Genomic DNA, 21,323 nt, shown 5'->3' on the forward strand with positions numbered 1-21,323 from the left:
CCCGTGGCCCTCCTCCTGCACCGCATCGGACGCTTCGCCTACCGTCGCGCGTGGCTCGTCGTCATCGGCTGGGTCGTCGCGCTCGGCGCTCTGCTCGGCCTGGGCCTCGGCCTCGGCGGCCAGCTGCAGGAGTCGTACTCCATCCCGGGCACCGAGTCGCAGGAGGCGATCGACCAGCTCGCGGCCGTGTTCCCGCAGACGGCGGGCGCCTCGGCGAAGGCCGTTATCGACGCGCCCGACGGCGACTCGGTCGAATCCGACGCGAACCGTGCCGCGATCGAGGCGATGGAAGCGGAGCTCGAAGGCATCGACGGTGTCGCGAGCGTGCTGGGCCCGTTCGACGAGTACGCCGGCGACCAGGTCTCGGGCGACGAGCGGACCGCGTACATCCAGGTGACCTTCGACGGTGCCGTCTCCGACGTGACCCAGGCCTCGCTCGACGCCGTCACCGCCGCGGGCGAGCTCGGCGAGGACGCCGGCCTCACGGTCGCGTTCGGCGGCGAGGTGTTCCAGGAGACCACGTTCGGACTCACCGTCACCGAGGCGCTCGGCGTCCTGTTCGCGGGCGTCGTGCTGTTCATCACGTTCGGGTCACTGGTGAGCGCCGGGATGCCGCTGCTCACCGCGCTCGTCGGCGTGGGCGCCGCCTTCGGCGGCATCTCCATCGTGGCCGCGTTCGCGACGGTCTCGAGCACGGCGCCGATGCTCGCGGTGATGATCGGGCTCGCAGTCGGCATCGACTACGCGCTGTTCATTTTGTCGCGGCATCGCACGCAGCTCGCCAGAGGACAGGATGCCGAGGAGAGCGCGGCCGAGGCGGTCGCTACGGCGGGCGGCGCGGTCGTGTTCGCCGGGCTCACCGTCATCATCGCCCTGCTCGGGCTGCTCGTCGTCGGCATCCCGTTCCTCAGCGTGATGGGCGTCGCGGCCGCGTTCGCCGTCTTCATCGCGGTCGCCGGCGCCGTCACGCTGCTGCCCGCGCTGATGGGGCTGCTCGGCGACCGGCTCGCTCCGAAGCCGGGCAGCCGGGCCGCGCGCCGGGCGACCGCGGCCGATGACGGCGGCCGGCCCACGATGGGCCGCCGCTGGGTGCAGACGGTGCTGAAGGCGCCGGTCGTGTTCGTGCTGCTGGTGGTGGGCCTGCTCGGCGCGGCGGCCGTGCCGGCCGCGAGCCTCGACCTCAACCTGCCCGCCGGCAACGGCGAGCCCGGCTCGAGCCAGCGCGAGGCGTACGACCTCATCGAGACGGGCTTCGGACCCGGCTACAACGGGCCGCTCATCGTGACGGTCGACATCACCCAGACGACCGACATCTTCGACGACCTCGACGCCATCGGCGCGCGCATCGCCGAGCTCGACGGCGTCGCCTACGTCGGCCAGGGGCTGCCGAACGAGACGGCCGACACGGCGATCATCCAGGTCATCCCAGACAGTGCGCCCGACGACCCCGAGACCAAGCAGGTCGTGCAGGAGATCCGCGACCTCGAACCGTCGATTCAAGACGACTACGGCACACCCATCGCCGTCACGGGCTACACGGCCGTGTCGATCGACATCTCCCAGCGGCTCACCGACGCCCTCGTGCCGTTCGCGCTCATCGTGGTCGGCCTGTCGATCGTGCTGCTGCTCATCGTGTTCCGGTCGGTGTTCGTGCCCGTGAAGGCGGCGCTCGGCTTCCTCCTGTCGGCGTTCGGCGCCATCGGCGCGACCGTCGCCGTCTTCCAGTGGGGATGGTTCGCCGACCTGCTGCACATCGAGCCCGGGCCGATCCTGAGCTTCCTGCCGATCCTGCTCATGGCGGTGCTGTTCGGCCTCGCGATGGACTACGAGGTGTTCCTCGTCTCCGGCATGCGCGAGGAGTACGTGAAGACGGGGGAGCCGCGCAGTTCGGTCGTGCACGGCTTCCAGCACGCCGCCCGGGTGGTCACGGCGGCGGCCCTCATCATGTTCTTCGTCTTCTTCGCCTTCGTGCCCGAGGGCAGCGGCGTCATCAAGGGCATCGCGTTCGCGCTCGCCGTCGGCGTCGCGTTCGACGCGTTCCTCGTGCGGATGACCCTGGTGCCGGCGGCGATGGCGCTCGCCGGACGCGGCGCCTGGTGGCTGCCGCGCCGACTCGCACGCCTCCTGCCCGACGTCGACATCGAGGGCGAGGGCCTGCGCGCCCACCTCGAGCAGGCCGAGTGGGCGACGTCGCGCCGAGGCGCGGTGCTCGCCGAGCACGCCGTGTTCGGGCTCCCCGAGCGGCCCATCGGCCCGATCGACCTCGACGTCCCTGCGGGCGGACTCCTGCTCGTCGAGGGCGAGCCGGTCGACCGCCGCATCGTCATGGCCACTCTCGCCGGCCGGCTGGAGCCGGTGGAGGGCCGGGTGGCCGTGCTCGGCGCGCCCCTGCCGACCGACGCGCGCCGCGTGCAGCGGCAAGTCGCCATCGCCGAGCTCGACACGGGCGCCGGGCCCGGCCGCAGCCCATCACGGAGCGCCGGCGAGGTCATCGGCGCCAGAGCGGATGCCACGCGCCCCTGGTACCGGCTCACCGCGTCGCGCGCCGTGGTCGACGACTGGCTCGACCGGCTGGGCGAGGCCCGCGACCCGGGCGGCAGTGCCATCCGGCCCGGCACGCCGGTGACCGCGCTCGGGGCCGTCGACCGGTCGCTGGTCGCGCTCGCCGCCGCGCTCGCCGAGGAGCCGCGGGCGGTCGTGATCGACCTCGACGACGAGACCGGCGCCGACGGCGCCCGGTTCTGGGCGGCTGCGGCCCGGCTCGTGCCCGCCGGCACCACCGTCATCGCCGGCGTCGACCCCGGCCACGGCGCCGCCGCCTTCGCCGCCCGTGGCATCCGAACCATCCGTACCGGCCCCGTTCTCCAGGAGGCGTCCCGATGAGCACCAGACTCGACGCGCTGCTCGGCAGCACCCCCAGGCAGCGGCGACTCCGCTTCGGCGGCCTGCTCGCCGCCGTGCTCGTCGTGCCGCTCGCCGTCGCCGGACTGGTCTCCGGCGCGCTCGGCGGAGCCGCCGACCGGCTCGAGTCCATCCCCGCCGTCGTGGTGAACGACGACGAGATGGTCACCACGACCACGCCCGACGGCGAGGAGCAGTCGGTGCTCGCCGGGCGCCTGCTCGTGACCGAGCTCACCGGCGAGGGCGGCACCGGATTCGACTGGTCGATCACCAACGACGAGGAAGCCGCGGCGAAGCTCGCCGACGGCGAGGTGTACGCCGTGCTCACCATCCCGCCCGGGTTCTCGCAGTCGATCACCTCGATGTCGGGCAGCGACCCGACGAAGGCCGAGCTCTCGATCCGCACCGACGACGCGCACGGCTACCTCGCCGGCGCGGTCGCGCAGTCGGTCGGCACCGCGATGAGCGCGGCGTTCGGCCAGGAGATCACGGCGCAGTACCTCGAGGGGTTCTACGGCAACCTCGCGACACTCGGCGGATCGCTCGGCGACGCCGCCGACGGCGCGGCCGAGCTCTCCAGCGGTGCCGGCGAGCTGGCCTCCGGCGTGCAGCAGCTCTCGCAGGGCATCGCCCAGGCGGCGAGCGGGGCCACGGATGCCGCGGCCGGGGCGAGCGCGTACGCGGACGGTGTCGCGCAGTACACCGCGGGCGTCGACGGGATCGCGTCGGGGCTCGCGGACCTGAACGCCGGTGCGCAGGGCCTCGACCGGATCTCCGACGGCTGGGACGCGTACACCAGCGGCATCACGACCGGCGTCGGCGAGGCAGACCGGTACCTCGGCTCGGCCACGCAAGGCCTGCAGGACTTCATCGCCGCGAACCCCGAGATCGCCGCCGAATACCCCCAGCTCGCGACGGCCGTCGGCGCGATCGACGGCGTGCGGGGCGAGCTCGGCCAGCTCGCGACCGGCGGACAGACGCTCGCCGCGAGCTCGCGGGCGGCGATCGACGGGACCCAGTCCGGCATCGCGCAGCTCGCGGACGGCGCGGCACAGGTCTCGGCCGGCTCGCCCGAGGTCCGTGACGGCGCCGGCTCGCTCGCCTCGGGCGTCGGCGAACTCGCCACCGGGCTCGACCAGCTCTCGGCGGGCGCCTCCGGCGCGGCATCCGGCGCCTCGCAGCTGGCCGGCGGCAGCACCGAACTCGCCGACGGACTCGCGCAGGGCGCCGAAGGCGCATCCGCGCTCACCGACATCGACGCCGAGCGCACCGCCGACGTCGTCGCAGAGCCCGTCGTCGTCGACACCGCGCGCGACCACGAGATCGGCTCCACCGGTGAGGTGATCGGCATGCTGTTCGTGCCCATCGGGCTCTGGGTCGGCGCGCTCGCCCTGTTCCTCGTGTTCCGCCCCATCCCGCGGGAGGCGCTCCGCAGCACGACCTCGACCGGCGGCCTCGTCTGGCGCGCGCTCGCCAGGGCGTCGCTCGTAGGGCTGGCGCAAGCGGTCGCCGTCGTCGCCCTCCTGCACACCGCGCTCGGGGTGTCGTGGTCGCTCGCGCCGCAGACGCTCGCCTTCTCGGCGCTGCTCGCGGTCGTCTTCACCGCGCTGCACGCCTTCCTCACGACCTGGCTCGGACGAGCGGGGCTCCTCGTCTCGCTCGTGCTCGTCGCCCTGCAGCTCGCGGCGACCGGCGGCCTCTACCCCGTCGAGGTGCTGAGCGGGCCGTTCCAGGCGGTCAGCCCGCTGCTGCCCCTCACCTGGGCCGTGCAGGGCATGCAGGCCATCGTGTCGGGCGCCGGAGGCGGTGCCGTCGCGGTCGCGGCGGGCGTGCTCGCGCTGTTCGGCATCGGCGCGGTGCTGCTCACGACCGCGGTCGTCGCGCGGCGGAGGGGCATCCGATCGACGGGCTTCGCCGCCGCGGCACTGGGATAGCCTGAGAGGAGCGCGAGGAGGCAGACGCCGAGATGACGAACACCCCCGAACCAGACGACCTGTACGTCGATCACGCCTACGACATGGTCGTGGTCTCCAACCGGCTCCCCGTGGACTACCGCGAGGGCCCCGGCGGCGAGACCGAATGGCGGAGTTCGCCAGGCGGCCTCGTCACCGCGCTCGAGCCCGTCATGCGCGCCGCCGACGGCGCCTGGGTCGGCTGGGCCGGCGTCGCCGACCGCGAGTTCGACCCGTTCGAGCACGACGGCATCTCGATCATCCCGGTACCGCTCTCGGCCGACGAGCTCGAGGACTACTACGAGGGCTTCTCCAACGACACGCTCTGGCCGCTGTACCACGACGTGATCGCACCGCCCTCGTTCCACCGCGAATGGTGGGACGCCTACGTCCGCGTCAACCGCCGCTTCGCCGAGGCCGCCGCGCGCGCCGCCGCAGAAGGCGCGGTCGTCTGGGTGCAGGACTACCAGCTTCAGCTCGTGCCACGGATGCTCCGCGAGAGCCGGCCCGACCTCGTGATCGGCTTCTTCAACCACATCCCGTTCCCGGCGTACGGCATCTACTCCCAGCTGCCGTGGCGACGCCAGGTCATCGACGGGCTGCTCGGCGCCGACGTCATCGGCTTCCAGCGCGCCGCCGACGCGGGCAACTTCTCCCGCGCCGTCCGCCGGCTCTTCGGCTACACCACCCGCGGCACCGTGATCGAGGTGCCCGAGCCCGACGGCGAGGTGCGCCGCGTCGTCGCCCGCCACTTCCCGATCTCGATCGACGCCGGCGGGTTCGAGGAGCTCGCCCGACGGCCCGACATCCAGGCGCGGGCGCGCCAGATCCGCGAGGAGCTCGGCAACCCGAAGACGGTGATGCTCGGCGTCGACCGGCTCGACTACACCAAGGGCATCCGGCACCGGCTGAAGGCGTTCGGCGAGCTGCTGCGCGATGGGCGCCTGAACGTCGAGGACGTCACCCTCGTGCAGGTCGCGAGCCCGTCGCGGGAGCGCGTCGAGACCTACCGGCAGCTCCGCGACGAGATCGAGCTCATGGTCGGACGCCTGAACGGCGACTATTCCACGCTCGGCCACCAGGCGATCGCCTACCTCCACCACGGCTACCCGCGTGAGGAGATGGTGGCCCTCTACCTCGCCGCCGACATCATGCTCGTCACCGCGCTCCGCGACGGCATGAACCTCGTGGCCAAGGAGTACGTCGCCTGCCGGTTCGACAACGACGGCGTGCTGCTGCTCAGCGAGTTCACCGGCGCGTCCGACGAGCTCAGGCAGGCCGTGCTCGTGAACCCGCACGACATCGAGGGACTGAAGGATGCGATGACGGAGGCCGTCGCGATGCCGCAGCGCGAACGCTCCCGTCGCATGCGGGCCCTCAGGAAGCGCGTGCGCGACAACGACGTGGCGAACTGGTCGGCGACGTTCCTGAAGGCGCTCACCGGCTCGGGCCAGGTCACCGCCGGCATCCCCGACTCGCTGCAGGCCGCCATCGCGCACCTCGCGGGCGCCGAACGCCTGCTCGTCGCGCTCGACTTCGACGGGACGCTCGCGCCGCTCGTCGACCGGCCCGAGGATGCGCGCGCCACCGACCGGGCGCTCGAGGCCATCCGCCGGCTCGCCGCCATCGAGGACACCCGCGTCGCGATCGTCTCCGGCCGGGCGCTCGACAGCCTCGGCGAGGTCGCCGACCCGCCGACCGGCACGCTGCTGAGCGGCTCCCACGGCGTCGAGCTGAAGCTCGACACGGGGCCCATCCAGATCGACCTGCGCGACGCCGAGCTCGCGAAGCTCGACCGCCTGAACGAGATCGTCGAGTCGGTCGCCTCCGGAGCCGACGGCGCATGGATCGAGCGCAAGCCCGCCGGCCTGGCGCTGCACACCCGGCGCCTCAGCGCCAACGACGGCGTCGCCCTCCAGCACGACGCGAAGGAGCGGGTCGAGGCCGAACTGCTCGGCATCACCGTCCGGACCGGCAAGGCCGTGCTCGAGTTCGCCGTGCGCTCCAGCGACAAGGGCGAGTCGCTCAACCGGCTGCGCCAGCACGTCGGTGCGAGCGTCGTGCTCTACATCGGCGACGACGTCACCGACGAGGACGCGTTCGCCGCGCTCGACGGCGACGACGTGGGCGTGAAGGTCGGTCAGGGCAAGTCGCTCGCGGCCCACCGGGTGCGCAGTCCGGAGGAGGTCGCGGAGCTCCTGGAGCGCCTCGCCGACGCCCGTGACGCTGCGCGCGGAGGGGCATCCGCCTGGACATAGACTCGTTCCATGTCCTCCCAGATCGACCCCAAACCGCGTAGCCGCGTCGTCACGGACGGCATCGAAGCCATGACCAGCCGGGGCATGCTCCGGGCCGTCGGCATGGGCGATGCGGACTGGGACAAGCCGCAGATCGGCATCGCCAGCTCGTGGAACGAGATCACCCCCTGCAACCTCTCCCTCGGCCGCCTCGCGCAGGCAGCCAAGGAGGGTGTGCACGGCGGGGGAGGCTACCCGCTGCAGTTCGGCACCGTCTCTGTCTCCGACGGCATCTCCATGGGCCACGAGGGCATGCACTTCTCGCTCGTCTCGCGCGAGGTCATCGCCGACTCCGTCGAGGTCGTCATGCAGGCCGAGCGCCTCGACGGCTCGGTGCTGCTCGCCGGCTGCGACAAGTCGATCCCGGGCATGCTCATGGCCGCCGCCCGCCTCGACCTCGCGAGCGTCTTCCTGTACGCCGGGTCGATCGCGCCGGGCTGGGTGCGCCTGTCCGACGGCACCGAGAAGGACATCACGATCATCGACTCGTTCGAGGCGGTGGGCGCCGTCAAGGCCGGCAAGATGAGCGAGGCCGACGCCAAGCGCATCGAGTGCGCGTTCGCGCCCGGCGAGGGCGCCTGCGGCGGCATGTACACGGCCAACACGATGGCGTCGGTGGCCGAGGCGCTCGGCCTCTCGCTGCCGGGCTCCGCGTCGCCCGCCTCGGCCGACCGACGTCGCGACTACTACGCGCACCGCTCGGGTGAGGCCGTCGTCAACCTGCTGAAGCTCGGCATCACGACCCGCCAGATCCTCACCAAGGAGGCGTTCGAGAACGCGATCGCCGTGGGCATGGCGCTCGGCGGCTCGACCAACATCGTGCTGCACCTGCTCGCCATCGCCCGCGAGGCCGACGTCGAGCTCACGCTCGACGACTTCAACCGCATCGGCTCGAAGGTGCCGCACATCGGCGACCTCAAGCCGTTCGGCAAGTACGTCATGAACGACGTCGACCGTCGCGGCGGCGTGCCGGTGCTCATGAAGGCGCTCCTCGATGCGGGCCTGCTGCACGGCGACGTGCTCACCGTCACGGGCAAGACCATGGCCGAGAACCTCGCCGAGATGGACCTGCCGCCGCTCGACGGCGAGGTGCTGCACACCCTCGACGACCCGATCCACGAGACCGGCGGGCTCACGATCCTGCACGGCTCGCTCGCCCCCGAGGGCGCCGTCGTGAAGACCGCCGGATTCGACGCCGCGGTCTTCGAAGGCCCCGCGCGCGTGTTCGAGCGCGAGCGCGCCGCGATGGACGCGCTGACCAACGGCGAGATCGCCGCGGGCGACGTCGTCGTGATCCGCTACGAGGGCCCGAAGGGCGGGCCCGGCATGCGCGAGATGCTCGCGATCACCGCCGCCATCAAGGGCGCTGGGCTCGGAAAAGATGTACTACTCTTGACGGACGGTCGATTCTCAGGCGGCACAACCGGCCTGTGCATCGGCCATCTGGCACCCGAGGCGGTGGACGCAGGTCCGATCGCCTTCGTGCGCGATGGTGATCTGATTCGGGTCGATATCGCAGCTCGTTCCATCGACCTACTGGTCGACGAAGCCGAGCTGGCAGCCCGCCGCGACGGCTGGGCTCCGCTTCCCCCGCGCTACACCCGAGGCGTCCTCGCGAAGTACTCCAAGCTCGTGCGTTCTGCCGCCGAAGGCGCCACGACGGGCTGAGTGCTGCGCCCACCCGCACACCGTCCAGCAGAAGGAACCGTATGTCCACGGAATCATCACCCGTGCCATCGCCCGCGAACGTGCCCTCGAGCGCGCCCGAGCTGATCACGGGAGCCGAGGCGGTCGTCCGCTCGCTCGAGCTGCTCGGCATCACCGACGTGTTCGGTCTGCCGGGCGGGGCGATCCTGCCCGTCTACGACCCGCTCCTCGACAGCCGCCGGCTCCGGCACATCCTCGTCCGGCACGAGCAGGGCGCCGGCCACGCGGCCGAGGGCTACGCCTCGTCCAGCGGCAAGCTCGGCGTCGCGATCGCGACCTCCGGCCCGGGGGCGACGAACCTCGTCACCGCGATCGCCGACGCCCACATGGACTCGGTGCCCCTCCTCGCGATCACCGGTCAGGTGTTCTCGAACCTCATGGGCACCGACGCCTTCCAGGAGGCCGACATCGTGGGCATCACGATGCCGGTCACCAAGCACAGCTTCCTCGTGAAGGATCCCGCCGACATCCCCGCGACCATCGCGGCCGCCGTGCACATCGCGACGACCGGCCGCCCCGGCCCGGTGCTCGTCGACATCACGAAGGACGCCCAGCAGGCGACGTTCCCGTTCCAGTGGCCGCCGAAGGTCGACCTGCCGGGCTACCGGCCGATCACGAAGGCCCACGGCAAGCAGGTCGCTGCCGCGGCGCAGCTGATCGCGGAGGCCAAGCGCCCCGTGCTCTACGTCGGCGGCGGAGTCATCCGCTCCGGGGCATCCGATGAACTGCGCACCCTCGCGGAGGCGACGAACGCGCCCGTGGTGACGACGCTCATGGCTCGCGGCGCGTTCCCCGACTCGCACCCGCAGCACCTCGGCATGCCGGGCATGCACGGCACCGTGCCCGCGGTGCTCGCGCTGCAGGAGTCCGACCTGCTCGTCGTGCTCGGCGCGCGCTTCGACGACCGCGTCACGGGCAAGGCGTCGCTCTTCGCGCCGAACGCGAAGGTCGTGCACGTCGACATCGACCCGGCCGAGATCTCGAAGATCCGCACCGCCGACGTGCCGATCGTGGGCGACCTGAAAGACGTGCTCGTCGACCTCGTCGCCGCGTACCGGTCGGCGACCGCCGAGACGACGCCCGACCTCGAGGAGTGGTGGGCGACGCTCGACGGGCTCCGCACGGAGTACCCGCTCGGGTACGCGCCGACCTCCGACGGCCTGCTCGCGCCCCAGTACGTGATCGAGCGCATCGGCGAGCTCACCGGACCCGAGGGCGTGTACGCCGCAGGCGTCGGTCAGCACCAGATGTGGGCCGCGCAGTTCATCAAGTACGAGCGACCGAACTCGTGGCTGAACTCCGGCGGCGCCGGCACCATGGGCTACGCCGTGCCCGCGGCGATGGGGGCGAAGGTCGCCCAGCCCGACCGCGTGGTGTGGGCGATCGACGGCGACGGCTGCTTCCAGATGACGAACCAGGAGCTCGCCACCTGCGCCCTGAACGACATCCCGATCAAGGTCGCGATCATCAACAACTCCTCGCTCGGCATGGTGCGCCAGTGGCAGACCCTGTTCTACGACGGCCGGTACTCCAACACCGACCTGAACACCGGCCACGACTCGGTCCGCATCCCCGACTTCGTGAAGCTCGCCGAGGCGTACGGCGCGCTCGGCATCCGCGTGACGAAGCCCGGAGAGGTCGACGACGCAATCAAGCTCGCGCTCGAGACCAACGACCGCCCGGTCGTGATCGACTTCGTCGTCTCGGCCGACGCGATGGTGTGGCCGATGGTGCCGCAGGGCGTGTCGAACAGCTACATCCAGTACGCGCGCGACCACGCGCCCGCGTTCAGCGAGGAGGACTGACCATGTCGACCCACGTGCTCTCCCTCCTCGTCGAGGACAAGCCCGGCCTGCTGACCCGCGTCGCGGGCCTGTTCGCCCGCCGCGGGTTCAACATCGAGTCCCTCGCGGTCGGTCACACCGAGATCGAGGGTCTGTCCCGCATCACGGTCGTCGTCGATGTGGAGGAGCTCCCGCTCGAGCAGGTCACGAAGCAGCTGAACAAGCTCGTGAACGTGATCAAGATCGTCGAGCTCGACCCCGCGCAGTCGGTGCAGCGCGAGCACCTGCTGATCAAGGTGCGCGTCGACAACACCACGCGCTCGCAGGTGCTCGAGGCCGTGAACCTCTTCCGTGCCCGCGTGGTCGACGTCGCGACCGACGCGCTCGTGATCGAGGTCACGGGCGATTCCGGCAAGACCCAGGCGCTGCTGCGCGTGCTCGAGCCCTACGGCATCAAGGAGATCGCCCAGTCGGGCCTCCTCGCGATCGGCCGCGGCGGCAAGTCGATCACCGAGCGCGTCTTCCGAAGCTGACCAGACCACCACCAAGGAGAAAGAACAGCACATGGCTGAGATCTACTACGACAAGGACGCCGACCTCTCGCTCATCCAGGGCAAGAAGGTCGCCGTCATCGGCTACGGCTCGCAGGGCCACGCGCACGCGCAGAACCTCCGCGACTCGGGCGTCGAGGTCGTCATCGGCCTCAAGGAGGGCTCGAAGTCGACGGCGAAGGCCGAGGAGGCCGGCTTCGAGGTGAAGTCCGTGGCCGACGCCGCGGCCGGCGCCGACGTCATCGTGATCCTCGCGCCCGACCAGTACCAGCGCCACATCTACGCCGAGTCCATCAAGGACAACCTCGCCGAGGGCAAGACCCTCGTCTTCGGTCACGGCTTCAACATCCGCTTCGGCTACATCGAGGCCCCCGAGGGCGTCGACGTGATCATGGTCGCCCCGAAGGGCCCGGGCCACACCGTGCGCCGCGAGTACGAGGCCGGACGCGGCGTGCCCGTCATCGTCGCCGTCGAGAAGGATGCCTCGGGCCAGGCGTGGCCGCTCGCGCTGAGCTACGCCAAGGCCATCGGCGGCCTCCGTGCCGGCGGCATCAAGACCACGTTCACCGAGGAGACCGAGACCGATCTCTTCGGAGAGCAGGCGGTGCTCTGCGGCGGCGTGTCGCAGCTCATCCAGTACGGCTTCGAGACCCTCACCGAGGCCGGCTACCAGCCGCAGGTGGCGTACTTCGAGGTGCTGCACGAGCTGAAGCTCATCGTCGACCTCATGTGGGAGGGCGGCATCGCCAAGCAGCGCTGGTCGGTCTCCGACACGGCCGAGTACGGCGACTACGTCTCGGGCCCGCGCGTGATCGACCCGCACGTCAAGGAGAACATGAAGGCGGTCCTCGCCGACATCCAGGACGGCACGTTCGCCAAGCGCTTCATCGCCGACCAGGACAACGGCCAGCAGGAGTTCCTCGAGCTCCGCGCGAAGGGCGAGGCGCACCCGATCGAGGCGACCGGCCGCGAGCTCCGCAAGCTGTTCGCCTGGAACGCGTCGAACGACGACGACTACGTCGACGGCGAGGTCGCGCGCTAAAGAGCGGACCCGCGCCGTCGCCGCAGTCGTCACGACGACGCTGCGCCCATGATGCGCCGGCCTCCGGCCGGCGCATGCCGACGGCGAGGTCGCGCGCTAAAGCGATCCGACGGCGAGGTCGCGCGCGCGCGACCGTCGCTCCGCCGAGGGCGGGGCCGGCTCCGGCCGGCCCCGCCCTCGTGCGTCTCGGGGGAGCGTCGCCGGTACCCTGATCGGATGACCCGAGCGCCCCTGCCCGTCGAGATCGCCGTACAGGATGCCGCGGGCGTCCGCATCGCCCTCGAGGCAGGTGCCGCCCGCATCGAACTCTGTCAGGCGCTCGGCCTCGGCGGGCTGACGCCCTCCGCCGGCCTGATCGAGGCGGCCGTCGACCAGGCCCAGCAGGCCGCGGCTGAGCGATTCGTCCACGTCCTCGTCCGCCCGCGCGGCGGCGGGTTCGTGTACGACGAGGAGGAGCGGTCCGTCATCGAGCGGGACATCCGTGCGGCGCGCGCGCTCGGCGCGCACGGCGTGGTCGTCGGCGCCCTCACCGAGCGCGGTGAGCTCGACGCCGACGCCATCGCGCGCTTCGTCGAGGCCGCCGACGGGATCGACGTCACCGTGCACCGCGTGGTGGACGCTGCGGCCGACCCGGCGGCCGCCGTGCGGGCGGCGCAGGCCGCCGGCGCCCGCCGGGTGCTGACCTCCGGCGGTGCGCAGGATTGCCGCGCGGGACTCGACCGGCTGGCCGAGTTCGTCGAGGAGACGACCGACCTCGAGATCATGGCGGGCGGCGGCGTGCGGATCGCGGACATCGCCGAGCTGATCTCCGCCGGCGTCCACGCGGTGCACCTCTCCGCGCGCGGCACCACGAGCCGCGGCGGCGCGAGCGGGCCGGGCGGCGGCGTCGACGGGTTCGATATCACCGACCCCGGGCTCGTCCGTGCGGCCGTCGCGGCGGCCGCCGCAACGCCACGTGGCGGGGCCACCGGTCGATAGGGTGGGCGCATGACCCGCGACCCCGACGACGACGCGCTCCGCTGGGAGGGCGACGACGATCCCACGCTGGCGCCCGGCTGGAAGCGCGTCGGCGCCGCCGCCGACGGCTCCGCCTCACGGGCCGGATCGACCTCCGACCCGGGCGACGCCGATGTCGCCGATTCCGCTGCCACAGGCGAGGGCGAGGAGGCGGATCGGGACACGACCGGGGAGACCGCTCAGCGGGCGGATGCCTCGCGCCAGACCGGCTCGGTCGAGCTGGTCGTCCTCGGGGTCCTCGGCGGCGTCTACCTGCTGTACACGATCGGGTGGCTGCTGACCGCGATCCGGGCGACGCCGCCCGGCTTCAGCGTGCTGGGCGACGTCATGTACGAACTCGGTCTCTGGTTCGCCGTCGCCGCCCCGCTCCTGTGGTTCGGGCTGGTCTTCCTGCTGGTGCGCCGGGCGACGCTCCGGCTCGTGTGGCTCGCGGTGGGGGCGGTCGTGCTCGTCCCGCTCGCCTTCGTGGTGGGGGTGACCGCATGAGCGCCGCCGAGACGGCCGGCTCCGAGCCGGTGACGAGCGCCGAGGCGCCCGGTCGCACGCAGCCGCTGTGGCTCCGGGTGACCCTCGCGGTCGCCTTCGGCCTGTTCTTCGCCTACGACCTCTGGGAGGTCGTGGAGAGCCTCGTGCAGCTGTTGAGCATCGGCGTGACTTTCACGGTCGTCGGGTGGATCGTGATGGGTGCGGCGCTCGTCGCGCCGGTCGCGTGCTTCGTCGGGGCGTTCCTCCTCGGCCGGCGGCGGAGCGTCCTCGTGTCCGCGCTGTGCTATCTCGGCGGACTCGCGGTGTCGGCGGCGCTGTTCACGTCGCTCTCGGTGCTCCTGCTCATCGCGGGCTCGTTCGCCTGAGCCGCGACATCCGGTATCGACCGACGAGGTCGGCATCCGGCGTCACACGACGAGCCGGGCATCCGCGCTCAAGTAGCATGTCGGGGTAGGCGCCCCGACGGCGTGTGGCGCATCCCACCGCAAGCCGCCGCCTCGCGCGCGCATCGCCCCGAAGGAACCGTTCGTGTCAAAGCCGGTCGTGCTGATCGCCGAAGAACTCTCGCCCGCCACCGTCGACGCCCTCGGGCCCGACTTCGAGATCCGCACGGTCGACGGCACCGACCGTCCGGCGCTGCTGTCGGCGATCTCCGAAGCCGATGCCATCCTCATCCGGTCCGCGACGCAGGTCGACGCGGAGGCCATCGCGGCCGCGCCGAAGCTGAAGGTGGTCGCGCGTGCCGGTGTCGGGCTCGACAACGTCGACGTGAAGGCGGCGACGACCGCCGGCGTGATGGTCGTGAACGCGCCGACCTCGAACATCATCTCCGCGGCGGAGCTCACCATCGGGCACATCCTGAGCCTCGCCCGGCACATCCCGGCGGGCCACGCCTCGCTCAGCGCGGGGGAGTGGAAGCGTTCGGCGTACACCGGCACCGAGCTCTACGAGAAGACGGTCGGCATCATCGGCCTCGGCCGCATCGGCGCGCTGATCACCGCGCGCCTCCAGGCGTTCGGCATGGAGGTCATCGCGTACGACCCGTACATCACGGCGGCGCGCGCGCAGCAGCTCGGCGTGCAGACGGTCTCGCTCGACGAGCTGCTCGAGCGCAGCGACTTCGTCACGATCCACATGCCGCGCACACCCGAGACCCTCGGCATGATCGGCGCGGAGCAGCTCGCGAAGATGAAGCCGACCGCGTACGTCGTGAACGTGGCGCGCGGCGGCCTCATCGACGAGCAGGCCCTGCACGATGCCCTCGTCGCGGGCACCATCGCGGGCGCCGGGCTCGACGTGTTCGTGAGCGAGCCGCCGAAGGAGTCGCCGCTGCTCGGCCTGCCGAACATCCTCGTGACGCCGCACCTCGGCGCGTCCACCGACGACGCGCAGGAGAAGGCGGGCGTGTCGGTCGCCAAGTCGGTGCGCCTCGCCCTGGCTGGCGAGCTCGTACCCGACGCGGTGAACGTCGCCGGCGGCGTCATCGACCCGTACGTCCGCCCCGGCATCCCGCTCGTGGAGAAGCTCGGCCAGCTCTTCTCCGGGCTCGCGCACGGCGCGCTCACGAGCCTCGACATCGAGGTGCGCGGCGAGCTCGTCGACTACGACGTGAGCGTGCTGAAGCTCGCGGCGCTGAAGGGCGTGTTCACCAACGTCGTCTCCGAGACCGTCTCGTACGTCAACGCGCCCCTGCTCGCCGAGCAGCGGGGCGTGCAGGTGCGTCTCATCGCCGAGGGCGAGAGCCCCGAGTACCGCAACGTGATCACGCTCCGCGGCGCGCTCTCCGACGGGCGGCAGGTCTCGGTGTCGGGTACCCTCACCGGCACCAAGCAGGTCGAGAAGCTCGTCGGCATCAACGACTACGACGTCGAGGTGCCGATCGCGAAGCATCACATCGTGATGCTGTACACCGACCGTCCGGGCATCGTCGCCGTGTACGGCGGCGAGTTCGGCGACGCGGGCATCAACATCGCCGGCATGCAGATCGCTCGTCGCGAGGCGGGCGGCCAGGCGCTCAGCGTGCTGACCGTCGACTCGCCGGTACCCGCCGAGGTGCTCGAGCGGGTGCGGGCGGCGATCGATGCGACCGCCCTCGTCGAGATCGACATCACCGAGGACTGACGCTCCGACGACGCACGACGGCCCGGATGCCTCGCACCGGGCCGTCGTCGTCTGCCGGGCTACTCGCGGCCGGTGCGGCGCGCGGTTTCGTCGCGCGCCACGCGCTCGAGCAGGTCGACGAGCGCGTCCATCTCGTGCGACTCGACGGCGGCGGTGTCGACGTCGTCGCCTCGGGCGTCCGCTCGGAGCGCCGCGTGGTAGTAGAGGCCGTCGCCGATGAGGGTGATGGCGAGCGCGACCGTGGGGTCGCCGACCTCGCGCTCGAGTTCGTCGAGCCAGCGCCGGCGCACCTCGTCGATCGCCTGCGCGGTCGCGCGGTCGCCGCCCTGGGCGAGGCGGACGGCGGCGACGAAGGTGCGGTCGAGGGCGGTCTCGAGCTCGGTGGAGGAGCGGACGAAGTAGGAGATGGCGCCGTCGGGCGCGCCGTGGATGCGCTCGACGTCGTCGTCGACCAGGCGGTGGAGCCGCTCGACGAGGCCGGCGATGAGGGCCTGCCGCGAGGCGAAGTGGTAGAGCAGGCCGCCCTTGGAGACGCCGGCCGCCCTCGCGGTCGCGTCGAGCGTGGCCGTGCGCTCGCCGTCGGCGATGATGAGGCGCTCGAATGCGTCGAGGACGGCCTCGCGGGCGGCTGGTGGTCGGCTCATGACTCGATTGTCGGGGATGCCGCGTGACGTCGGGGGTTCACGTCTGTTACTATACCAGCCGGACGGTATAGAAACCCAGCCACGAAACCGAGTACGAGATGACGAACGACCGCACGACCACGCCCGCCCACGAGACCGCACTCGCGGGCGAGACATCGCCCGCGGAGGCATCCATCACCCGTGCGCCGCGTCGCGCGTGGGTCGCCCTCGCCGTCCTCATGCTGCCCGTGCTGCTCGTCTCGGTCGACAACACCGTCCTCAGCTTCGCGCTGCCCGAGATCGCGCGCGACCTCGGGCCGACGGCGGCCGAGCAGCTCTGGATCATCGACGCCTACCCGCTCGTGCTCGCGGGCCTGCTCGTCGCAATGGGCTCGATCGGCGACCGCGTCGGTCGCCGGAAGCTCCTGCTCATCGGCTCCATCGGCTTCGCGCTGGTCTCGGTCGCCGCGGCCTTCGCGCCGACCGCGGGACTGCTCATCGCCGCTCGCGCGGCCCTCGGCTTCTTCGGTGCGATGCTCATGCCTTCGACGCTCTCGCTGCTGCGCAGTGTCTTCCTCGACCGCGAACAGCGCCGGCTCGCCATCGCGATCTGGGCGACCGGGTTCGCGGCCGGCAGCGCCCTCGGCCCGCTCGTCGGCGGACTGCTGCTCGAGCACTTCGCGTGGGGATCGGTGTTCCTCCTCGCCGTGCCGGTGCTCGTGCCCCTCGTCGTCCTCCTGCCGCTGCTCGTGCCCGAGAGCCGCGATCCGGCGCCCGGCCCCGTCGACGTGCCGAGCATCCTGCTCTCGCTCGGCACGATGGTGCCGGTCGTGTACGGCATCAAGTCGCTCGCGACCGAGGGCGTCGCCGGCTTCGGCATCCAGGCGATCGTGCTCGGCGTGTTCCTCGGCTACCTGTTCGTGCGCCGGCAACTGCGGCGGCCGACGCCCATGCTCGACATGCGGCTGTTCCGGCAGGGCACGTTCGGGGGAGCGGTGCTGGTGAACCTCTTCTCGGTGATCTCGCTCGTCGGCTTCCTGTACTTCGTCTCGCAGCACCTGCAGCTCATCGCCGGCCTCACGCCGGTGGCGGCGGGCCTCGCGCTCGCGCCGGGGCTCATCGCGATGATCATCGCCGGCCTCGTCGTCGTGCCGATCGCGCGGCGCGTGCCGAGCCGGGTGCTGGTTCCCGTCGCCCTGACGCTCTCCGCCGGCGGGTACCTGCTGGTGGCGTTCACCGCCGGCAGCGAGTCGATCGGCCCGGTCATCGTGGCGTTCGTGCTGCTCGGCGTCGGCATCGGCGCCGCCGAGACGGTGTCGAACGAGCTCATCCTCTCCAGTGCGCCCGCGGCCAAGGCGGGCGCCGCCTCAGCCGTCTCCGAGACGGCGTACGAGCTCGGCGCGGTCCTCGGCACGACGGTGCTCGGCAGCATCCTCGCCGCGCACTACGCGTCGGCGCTCGTGGTGCCGAACGGACTCACCGCCGCCCAGGCCGAGGCCGCCCGCGAGACCCTCGCGGGAGCGATGGCGACCGCCGAGGCGCTCCCGGACACGGTCGCCGCGGCGCTCCAGACCTCCGCCGCCGCCGCATTCGACGGCGGGGTCGTCGTGACCTCGCTCATCGGCGTCGCGCTGATGGCCGCCGCCGCCCTCGTCGCCGCGCTCACGCTCGGGCGCACGCCGAAGCCCGCGGCCGAATAGGCCGCGGGCTCCCGGGTGCGTCCCCCGCCCCCGTCTGCTCGACGCGTGCGTCCCTTAGTACGTCTCGGGCGTCGAGGTCTCGTCGCGGGTCACGCGCTCGCCCGTCGCCGGGTCGACCGCGGTCCGCGAGGTGCTGATGCTCCGCCGGCGGCGGGCGATCAAGATGATGCCGAGCACGATCACGACCGCGCCGGCGGCCATCAGGATGTAGCCGACCATCTGCAGGTCGATCCAGTCGACCGTGACGTTGAGCGCGAATGCGAGGATCGCGCCGATGGCGAAGAGAACGATGCCGAGTCCGAGACTCATCTGGCCCTTCCTTTCCCGGCGTGGTCGGGTGCCGCGCCGTGCCCGTGGCCCGTGCCACTGATCGTCACGCTACCCACGCCACGGGCTACGCTGGGAGGGCTGGCGCACGAAGGAGAAGCATGGTACGGACGGTCAAGCTCGCGGTCATCCCCGGAGACGGCATCGGCCCCGAGGTCGTCGCAGAGGCGCTGAAGGCCCTCGACGCCGCGACCGCCGGCACCGACGTGTCGTTCGAGCAGACGCCGTTCTCGCTCGGTGCGGGCCGCTATCTCGAGACCGGCGACGTCCTCACCGACGACGACCTCGCCGCGATCGCCTCGCACGACGCGATCCTGCTCGGCGCGGTGGGCGGCGCGCCCGGCGACCCGCGCCTCGCGGGCGCCAACATCGAGCGGGGCCTGCTGCTGAAGCTCCGCTTCGAGCTCGACCACTACGTGAACCTCCGGCCCACGGTGCTCTACCCCGGCGTCGAAAGCCCCCTCGCGAACCCGGGCGACGTCGACTTCGTCGTCGTCCGCGAGGGCACCGAGGGGCCCTACGTCGGCAACGGCGGCGCGATCCGCGTCGGCACCCCGCACGAGACGGCCAACGAGGTGTCGGTGAACACCGCGTACGGCGTCGAACGGGTCGTGCGCTACGCCTTCGCCGAGGCATCCCGACGCCGCAAGAAGCTGACCCTCGTGCACAAGACCAACGTGCTCGTCTTCGCGGGCTCCCTCTGGAAGCGCCAGGTCGACGCCGTCGCCGCCGAGTTCCCCGACGTCGCCGTCGACTACCTCCACGTCGACGCCGCCACGATCTTCCTCGTCACCGATCCTGCTAGATTCGATGTCATCGTCACGGACAACCTCTTCGGCGACATTCTGACCGACCTCGCCGGCGCGATCAGCGGCGGCATCGGACTCGCAGCCTCGGGCAACATCAACCCCGACGGCCGGTTCCCGAGCATGTTCGAGCCGGTTCACGGTTCCGCACCCGACATCGCCGGGAAGGGCATCGCCGACCCGACCGCGGCCATCGGCTCGGTCGCGCTCCTGCTCCGCCACCTCGGCGAGACGGATGCCGCGACCCGAGTCGAACGCGCGATCGCGGCCGACCTCGCCGAGCGCGGCGACGCGCGGCGCACGACCTCCGAGGTCGGCGACGCGATCGCCGGCCGCATCGCCGCCGGCGCCGCGGTGCCCGTGCCCTAGATCCGACGCATCCACACCGCACCTCTGAAAGGGATGGCGACATGACCATCGACCTTCCGCTCCAGGCCCCGTCCGCCGCAGGCCTGACCTGGAACATCACCCGCAACGACGAGGCGAAGTCCGACGCCGAGCGTCAGGCGATCCTCGCCGACCCGGGCTTCGGCAACCACTTCACCGACCACATGGTCGACCTCTGCTGGTCGGAGAAGGGCGGGTGGCACCGGCCGCGCGTCTCGCCGTACGGGCCGATCCAGCTCGACCCGGCTGCGGCCGTGCTGCACTACGCGCAGGAGATCTTCGAGGGACTGAAGGCCTACCGGCACGCCGACGGGTCGATCCACACGTTCCGCCCGTACGAGAACGCGGCGCGCATGCAGCGCTCCGCGCACCGCATGGCGCTGCCCGAGCTGCCGGTCGAGGTCTTCATCGACTCGCTGAAGCAGCTCATCGCGGTCGACGGCGACTGGGTGCCGACGGCAGATGAGACGAGCCTGTACCTGCGACCGTTCATGTTCGCGAAGGAGGCGTTCCTCGGCGTCCGCCCGGCGAAGAAGGCGGCGTACTACCTCATCGCGAGCCCCGCCGGTGCGTACTTCCCGGGCGGCGTGCAGCCCGTGAACATCTGGCTCTCGACGAACTACGCCCGAGCCGGCAAGGGCGGTACGGGCGCGGCCAAGACGGGCGGCAACTACGCGTCGAGCCTGCTGCCGCAGGCCGAAGCGTACGAGAAGGGCTGCCAGCAGGTGCTCTTCCTCGACGAGGGCCGCTACCTCGAGGAGCTCGGCGGCATGAACGTCGTGCTCGTCCGCAGGGACGGCACCCTGGTCACCCCCGAGTCCGACTCCATCCTCGAAGGCATCACCCTCGCCTCGATCCTGCAGCTGGCCGCCGACCGCGGGCACCAGGTGGAGCAGCGCCGGGTCACCATCGACGAGTGGCGCGAGGGCGCGGCATCCGGCGACATCATCGGCGCGTTCGCCTGCGGGACCGCCGCCGTGGTGGTGCCCATCGGGCGGCTCCTCGCCGAGGACTTCGAGATCGTGCACCACGGCCCCGAGTCCGAGGAGCTCGCGCTCTCGCTCCGCAGCGAGCTCACCGGCATCCAGTACGGCCGCGTCGAGGACCGGCACGGCTGGATGCTGCGCCTCGACGCGTGAGCACCATCGCTCCCGGCGACGGGGCGGATGCCGCGGCGTCCGCCGTGCGCATCCGCCCCTTCGCCCTCGCCGACACCGAGACCGTCGTCGCCCTCTGGCGCGCGTGCGGGCTCGTCGTGCCCTGGAACGACCCGTATCTCGACATCGAGCGGAAGCTCGCGGTGCAGCCCGAGCTGTTCCTGGTCGCCGAGGCGGCCGGTGGGCAGGGCGGCGTCGTGGGCACGGCGATGGTCGGCTACGACGGGCATCGGGGCTGGGTGAACTACCTCGCCGTCGACCCGGGCCTGCGTCGCGGCGGGCTCGGCCGCGTGCTGATGGGCGAAGCCGAGCGCCTGCTGCTCGAGCGCGGCTGCCCGAAGCTCAACCTCCAGGTGCGCTCGACGAACGAGGAGGTGCTCGAGTTCTACCGCCGCCTCGGCTACGCGCCCGACGCCGCCGTGAGCCTCGGCAAGCGGCTCATCCCCGACGCGCCCGCGAACTAGG

Annotated in this window: 17 protein-coding genes; 15 read left to right on the forward strand and 2 right to left on the reverse strand. The window is 71.8% G+C overall.

Features of this window, described 5'->3' with window-relative positions; all coding sequences use genetic code 11:
* Positions 1 to 3 precede the first annotated feature (3 nt).
* The 11 genes from ABIQ69_RS06660 (at position 4) to serA (ending at position 15,858) form a co-directional block, all read left to right on the forward strand.
* Positions 4 to 2,883, forward strand: a complete 2,880-nt coding sequence (locus tag ABIQ69_RS06660; protein WP_350349586.1) for an MMPL family transporter — start codon at positions 4 to 6, stop codon at positions 2,881 to 2,883.
* Positions 2,880 to 4,835 carry a YhgE/Pip family protein gene (locus tag ABIQ69_RS06665; protein ID WP_350349587.1) on the forward strand — a complete coding sequence of 652 codons (1,956 nt, stop codon included), beginning with the start codon at positions 2,880 to 2,882 and terminating at the stop codon, positions 4,833 to 4,835. The genes ABIQ69_RS06660 and ABIQ69_RS06665 overlap by 4 nt, the downstream gene beginning before the upstream one ends.
* 32 nt (positions 4,836 to 4,867) lie before the next feature.
* Positions 4,868 to 7,111 carry a bifunctional alpha,alpha-trehalose-phosphate synthase (UDP-forming)/trehalose-phosphatase gene (locus ABIQ69_RS06670; RefSeq protein ID WP_350349588.1) on the forward strand — a complete coding sequence of 748 codons (2,244 nt, stop codon included), beginning with the start codon at positions 4,868 to 4,870 and terminating at the stop codon, positions 7,109 to 7,111.
* A 9-nt stretch (positions 7,112 to 7,120) separates the two neighbouring features.
* A complete protein-coding gene (ilvD, locus tag ABIQ69_RS06675; RefSeq protein WP_350349589.1) occupies positions 7,121 to 8,818 on the forward strand; it encodes a dihydroxy-acid dehydratase in 1,698 nt (565 codons plus the stop codon).
* A gap of 41 nt (positions 8,819 to 8,859) precedes the next feature.
* Positions 8,860 to 10,662, forward strand: coding sequence for an acetolactate synthase large subunit (locus ABIQ69_RS06680; RefSeq protein ID WP_350349590.1), 1,803 nt, complete (start codon positions 8,860 to 8,862; stop codon positions 10,660 to 10,662).
* A 2-nt stretch (positions 10,663 to 10,664) separates the two neighbouring features.
* Positions 10,665 to 11,174: an acetolactate synthase small subunit gene (ilvN, locus tag ABIQ69_RS06685; RefSeq protein WP_350349591.1), complete on the forward strand. Its 510-nt coding sequence runs from the start codon at positions 10,665 to 10,667 to the stop codon at positions 11,172 to 11,174.
* Between the two features lie 31 nt (positions 11,175 to 11,205).
* The gene (gene ilvC / locus ABIQ69_RS06690; protein ID WP_350349592.1) at positions 11,206 to 12,234 is read left to right on the forward strand and encodes a ketol-acid reductoisomerase; all 1,029 of its coding nucleotides are present in this window, start codon (positions 11,206 to 11,208) and stop codon (positions 12,232 to 12,234) included.
* A gap of 216 nt (positions 12,235 to 12,450) precedes the next feature.
* Positions 12,451 to 13,212 carry a copper homeostasis protein CutC gene (locus tag ABIQ69_RS06695; RefSeq protein ID WP_350349593.1) on the forward strand — a complete coding sequence of 254 codons (762 nt, stop codon included), beginning with the start codon at positions 12,451 to 12,453 and terminating at the stop codon, positions 13,210 to 13,212.
* Positions 13,213 to 13,221: 9 nt separating this feature from the next.
* Positions 13,222 to 13,737 carry a DNA polymerase III subunit gamma/tau gene (locus ABIQ69_RS06700; RefSeq protein ID WP_350349594.1) on the forward strand — a complete coding sequence of 172 codons (516 nt, stop codon included), beginning with the start codon at positions 13,222 to 13,224 and terminating at the stop codon, positions 13,735 to 13,737.
* Positions 13,734 to 14,102 (forward strand): hypothetical protein, encoded by a 369-nt coding sequence (locus ABIQ69_RS06705; protein WP_350349595.1) that lies wholly within the window; start codon positions 13,734 to 13,736, stop codon positions 14,100 to 14,102. Before ABIQ69_RS06700 ends, ABIQ69_RS06705 begins: the two co-directional genes overlap by 4 nt.
* A 163-nt stretch (positions 14,103 to 14,265) precedes the next feature.
* Positions 14,266 to 15,858, forward strand: a complete 1,593-nt coding sequence (serA, locus tag ABIQ69_RS06710; protein ID WP_350349596.1) for a phosphoglycerate dehydrogenase — start codon at positions 14,266 to 14,268, stop codon at positions 15,856 to 15,858.
* A 59-nt stretch (positions 15,859 to 15,917) separates the two neighbouring features.
* Here the strand turns inward: serA and ABIQ69_RS06715 are convergent, their stop codons facing one another.
* A complete protein-coding gene (locus tag ABIQ69_RS06715) occupies positions 15,918 to 16,502 on the reverse strand; it encodes a TetR/AcrR family transcriptional regulator (RefSeq protein WP_350349597.1) in 585 nt (194 codons plus the stop codon).
* Positions 16,503 to 16,600: 98 nt separating this feature from the next.
* Here ABIQ69_RS06715 and ABIQ69_RS06720 point away from each other — a divergent pair, with 98 nt between their 5' ends.
* On the forward strand, positions 16,601 to 18,181 hold the full coding sequence (locus tag ABIQ69_RS06720; RefSeq protein WP_350349598.1) for an MFS transporter: 1,581 nt from the start codon (positions 16,601 to 16,603) through the stop codon (positions 18,179 to 18,181).
* A gap of 54 nt (positions 18,182 to 18,235) precedes the next feature.
* On the opposite strand, the gene ABIQ69_RS06725 is transcribed toward ABIQ69_RS06720, so the two are convergent.
* Complete coding sequence (locus ABIQ69_RS06725; protein ID WP_350349599.1) at positions 18,236 to 18,490, reverse strand: DUF6458 family protein; 255 nt, start codon at positions 18,488 to 18,490, stop codon at positions 18,236 to 18,238.
* A gap of 119 nt (positions 18,491 to 18,609) precedes the next feature.
* Between ABIQ69_RS06725 and ABIQ69_RS06730 the strand changes: the two genes are divergently transcribed.
* Genes ABIQ69_RS06730 through ABIQ69_RS06740 form a run of 3 tightly spaced genes read left to right on the forward strand, consistent with a single transcriptional unit; the run spans position 18,610 to position 21,322 of the window.
* Positions 18,610 to 19,683, forward strand: a complete 1,074-nt coding sequence (locus ABIQ69_RS06730) for a 3-isopropylmalate dehydrogenase (RefSeq protein ID WP_350349600.1) — start codon at positions 18,610 to 18,612, stop codon at positions 19,681 to 19,683.
* A gap of 41 nt (positions 19,684 to 19,724) precedes the next feature.
* Positions 19,725 to 20,840 carry a branched-chain amino acid aminotransferase gene (locus tag ABIQ69_RS06735; RefSeq protein WP_350349601.1) on the forward strand — a complete coding sequence of 372 codons (1,116 nt, stop codon included), beginning with the start codon at positions 19,725 to 19,727 and terminating at the stop codon, positions 20,838 to 20,840.
* Entirely contained in the window at positions 20,837 to 21,322 is a 486-nt protein-coding gene (locus ABIQ69_RS06740; protein WP_350349602.1) for a GNAT family acetyltransferase, read from the forward strand. Before ABIQ69_RS06735 ends, ABIQ69_RS06740 begins: the two co-directional genes overlap by 4 nt.
* The last annotated feature ends 1 nt before the right edge of the window (position 21,323 follow it).

Source organism: Agromyces sp. G08B096 (assembly GCF_040267705.1).
GTDB lineage: Bacteria > Actinomycetota > Actinomycetes > Actinomycetales > Microbacteriaceae > Agromyces.

Coding starts and splice junctions, on each gene's coding strand:
- ABIQ69_RS06700 (WP_350349594.1), top strand. CDS start 13,222: ATGACCCGCGACCCCGACGACGACGCGCTCCGCTGGGAGGGCGACGAC.
- ABIQ69_RS06715 (WP_350349597.1), bottom strand. CDS start 16,502: ATGAGCCGACCACCAGCCGCCCGCGAGGCCGTCCTCGACGCATTCGAG.
- ilvN (WP_350349591.1), top strand. CDS start 10,665: ATGTCGACCCACGTGCTCTCCCTCCTCGTCGAGGACAAGCCCGGCCTG.
- ABIQ69_RS06720 (WP_350349598.1), top strand. CDS start 16,601: ATGACGAACGACCGCACGACCACGCCCGCCCACGAGACCGCACTCGCG.
- ilvC (WP_350349592.1), top strand. CDS start 11,206: ATGGCTGAGATCTACTACGACAAGGACGCCGACCTCTCGCTCATCCAG.
- ABIQ69_RS06695 (WP_350349593.1), top strand. CDS start 12,451: ATGACCCGAGCGCCCCTGCCCGTCGAGATCGCCGTACAGGATGCCGCG.
- ABIQ69_RS06670 (WP_350349588.1), top strand. CDS start 4,868: ATGACGAACACCCCCGAACCAGACGACCTGTACGTCGATCACGCCTAC.
- ABIQ69_RS06665 (WP_350349587.1), top strand. CDS start 2,880: ATGAGCACCAGACTCGACGCGCTGCTCGGCAGCACCCCCAGGCAGCGG.
- ABIQ69_RS06725 (WP_350349599.1), bottom strand. CDS start 18,490: ATGAGTCTCGGACTCGGCATCGTTCTCTTCGCCATCGGCGCGATCCTC.
- ABIQ69_RS06735 (WP_350349601.1), top strand. CDS start 19,725: ATGACCATCGACCTTCCGCTCCAGGCCCCGTCCGCCGCAGGCCTGACC.
- ABIQ69_RS06730 (WP_350349600.1), top strand. CDS start 18,610: ATGGTACGGACGGTCAAGCTCGCGGTCATCCCCGGAGACGGCATCGGC.
- ABIQ69_RS06705 (WP_350349595.1), top strand. CDS start 13,734: ATGAGCGCCGCCGAGACGGCCGGCTCCGAGCCGGTGACGAGCGCCGAG.
- ABIQ69_RS06680 (WP_350349590.1), top strand. CDS start 8,860: ATGTCCACGGAATCATCACCCGTGCCATCGCCCGCGAACGTGCCCTCG.
- ilvD (WP_350349589.1), top strand. CDS start 7,121: ATGTCCTCCCAGATCGACCCCAAACCGCGTAGCCGCGTCGTCACGGAC.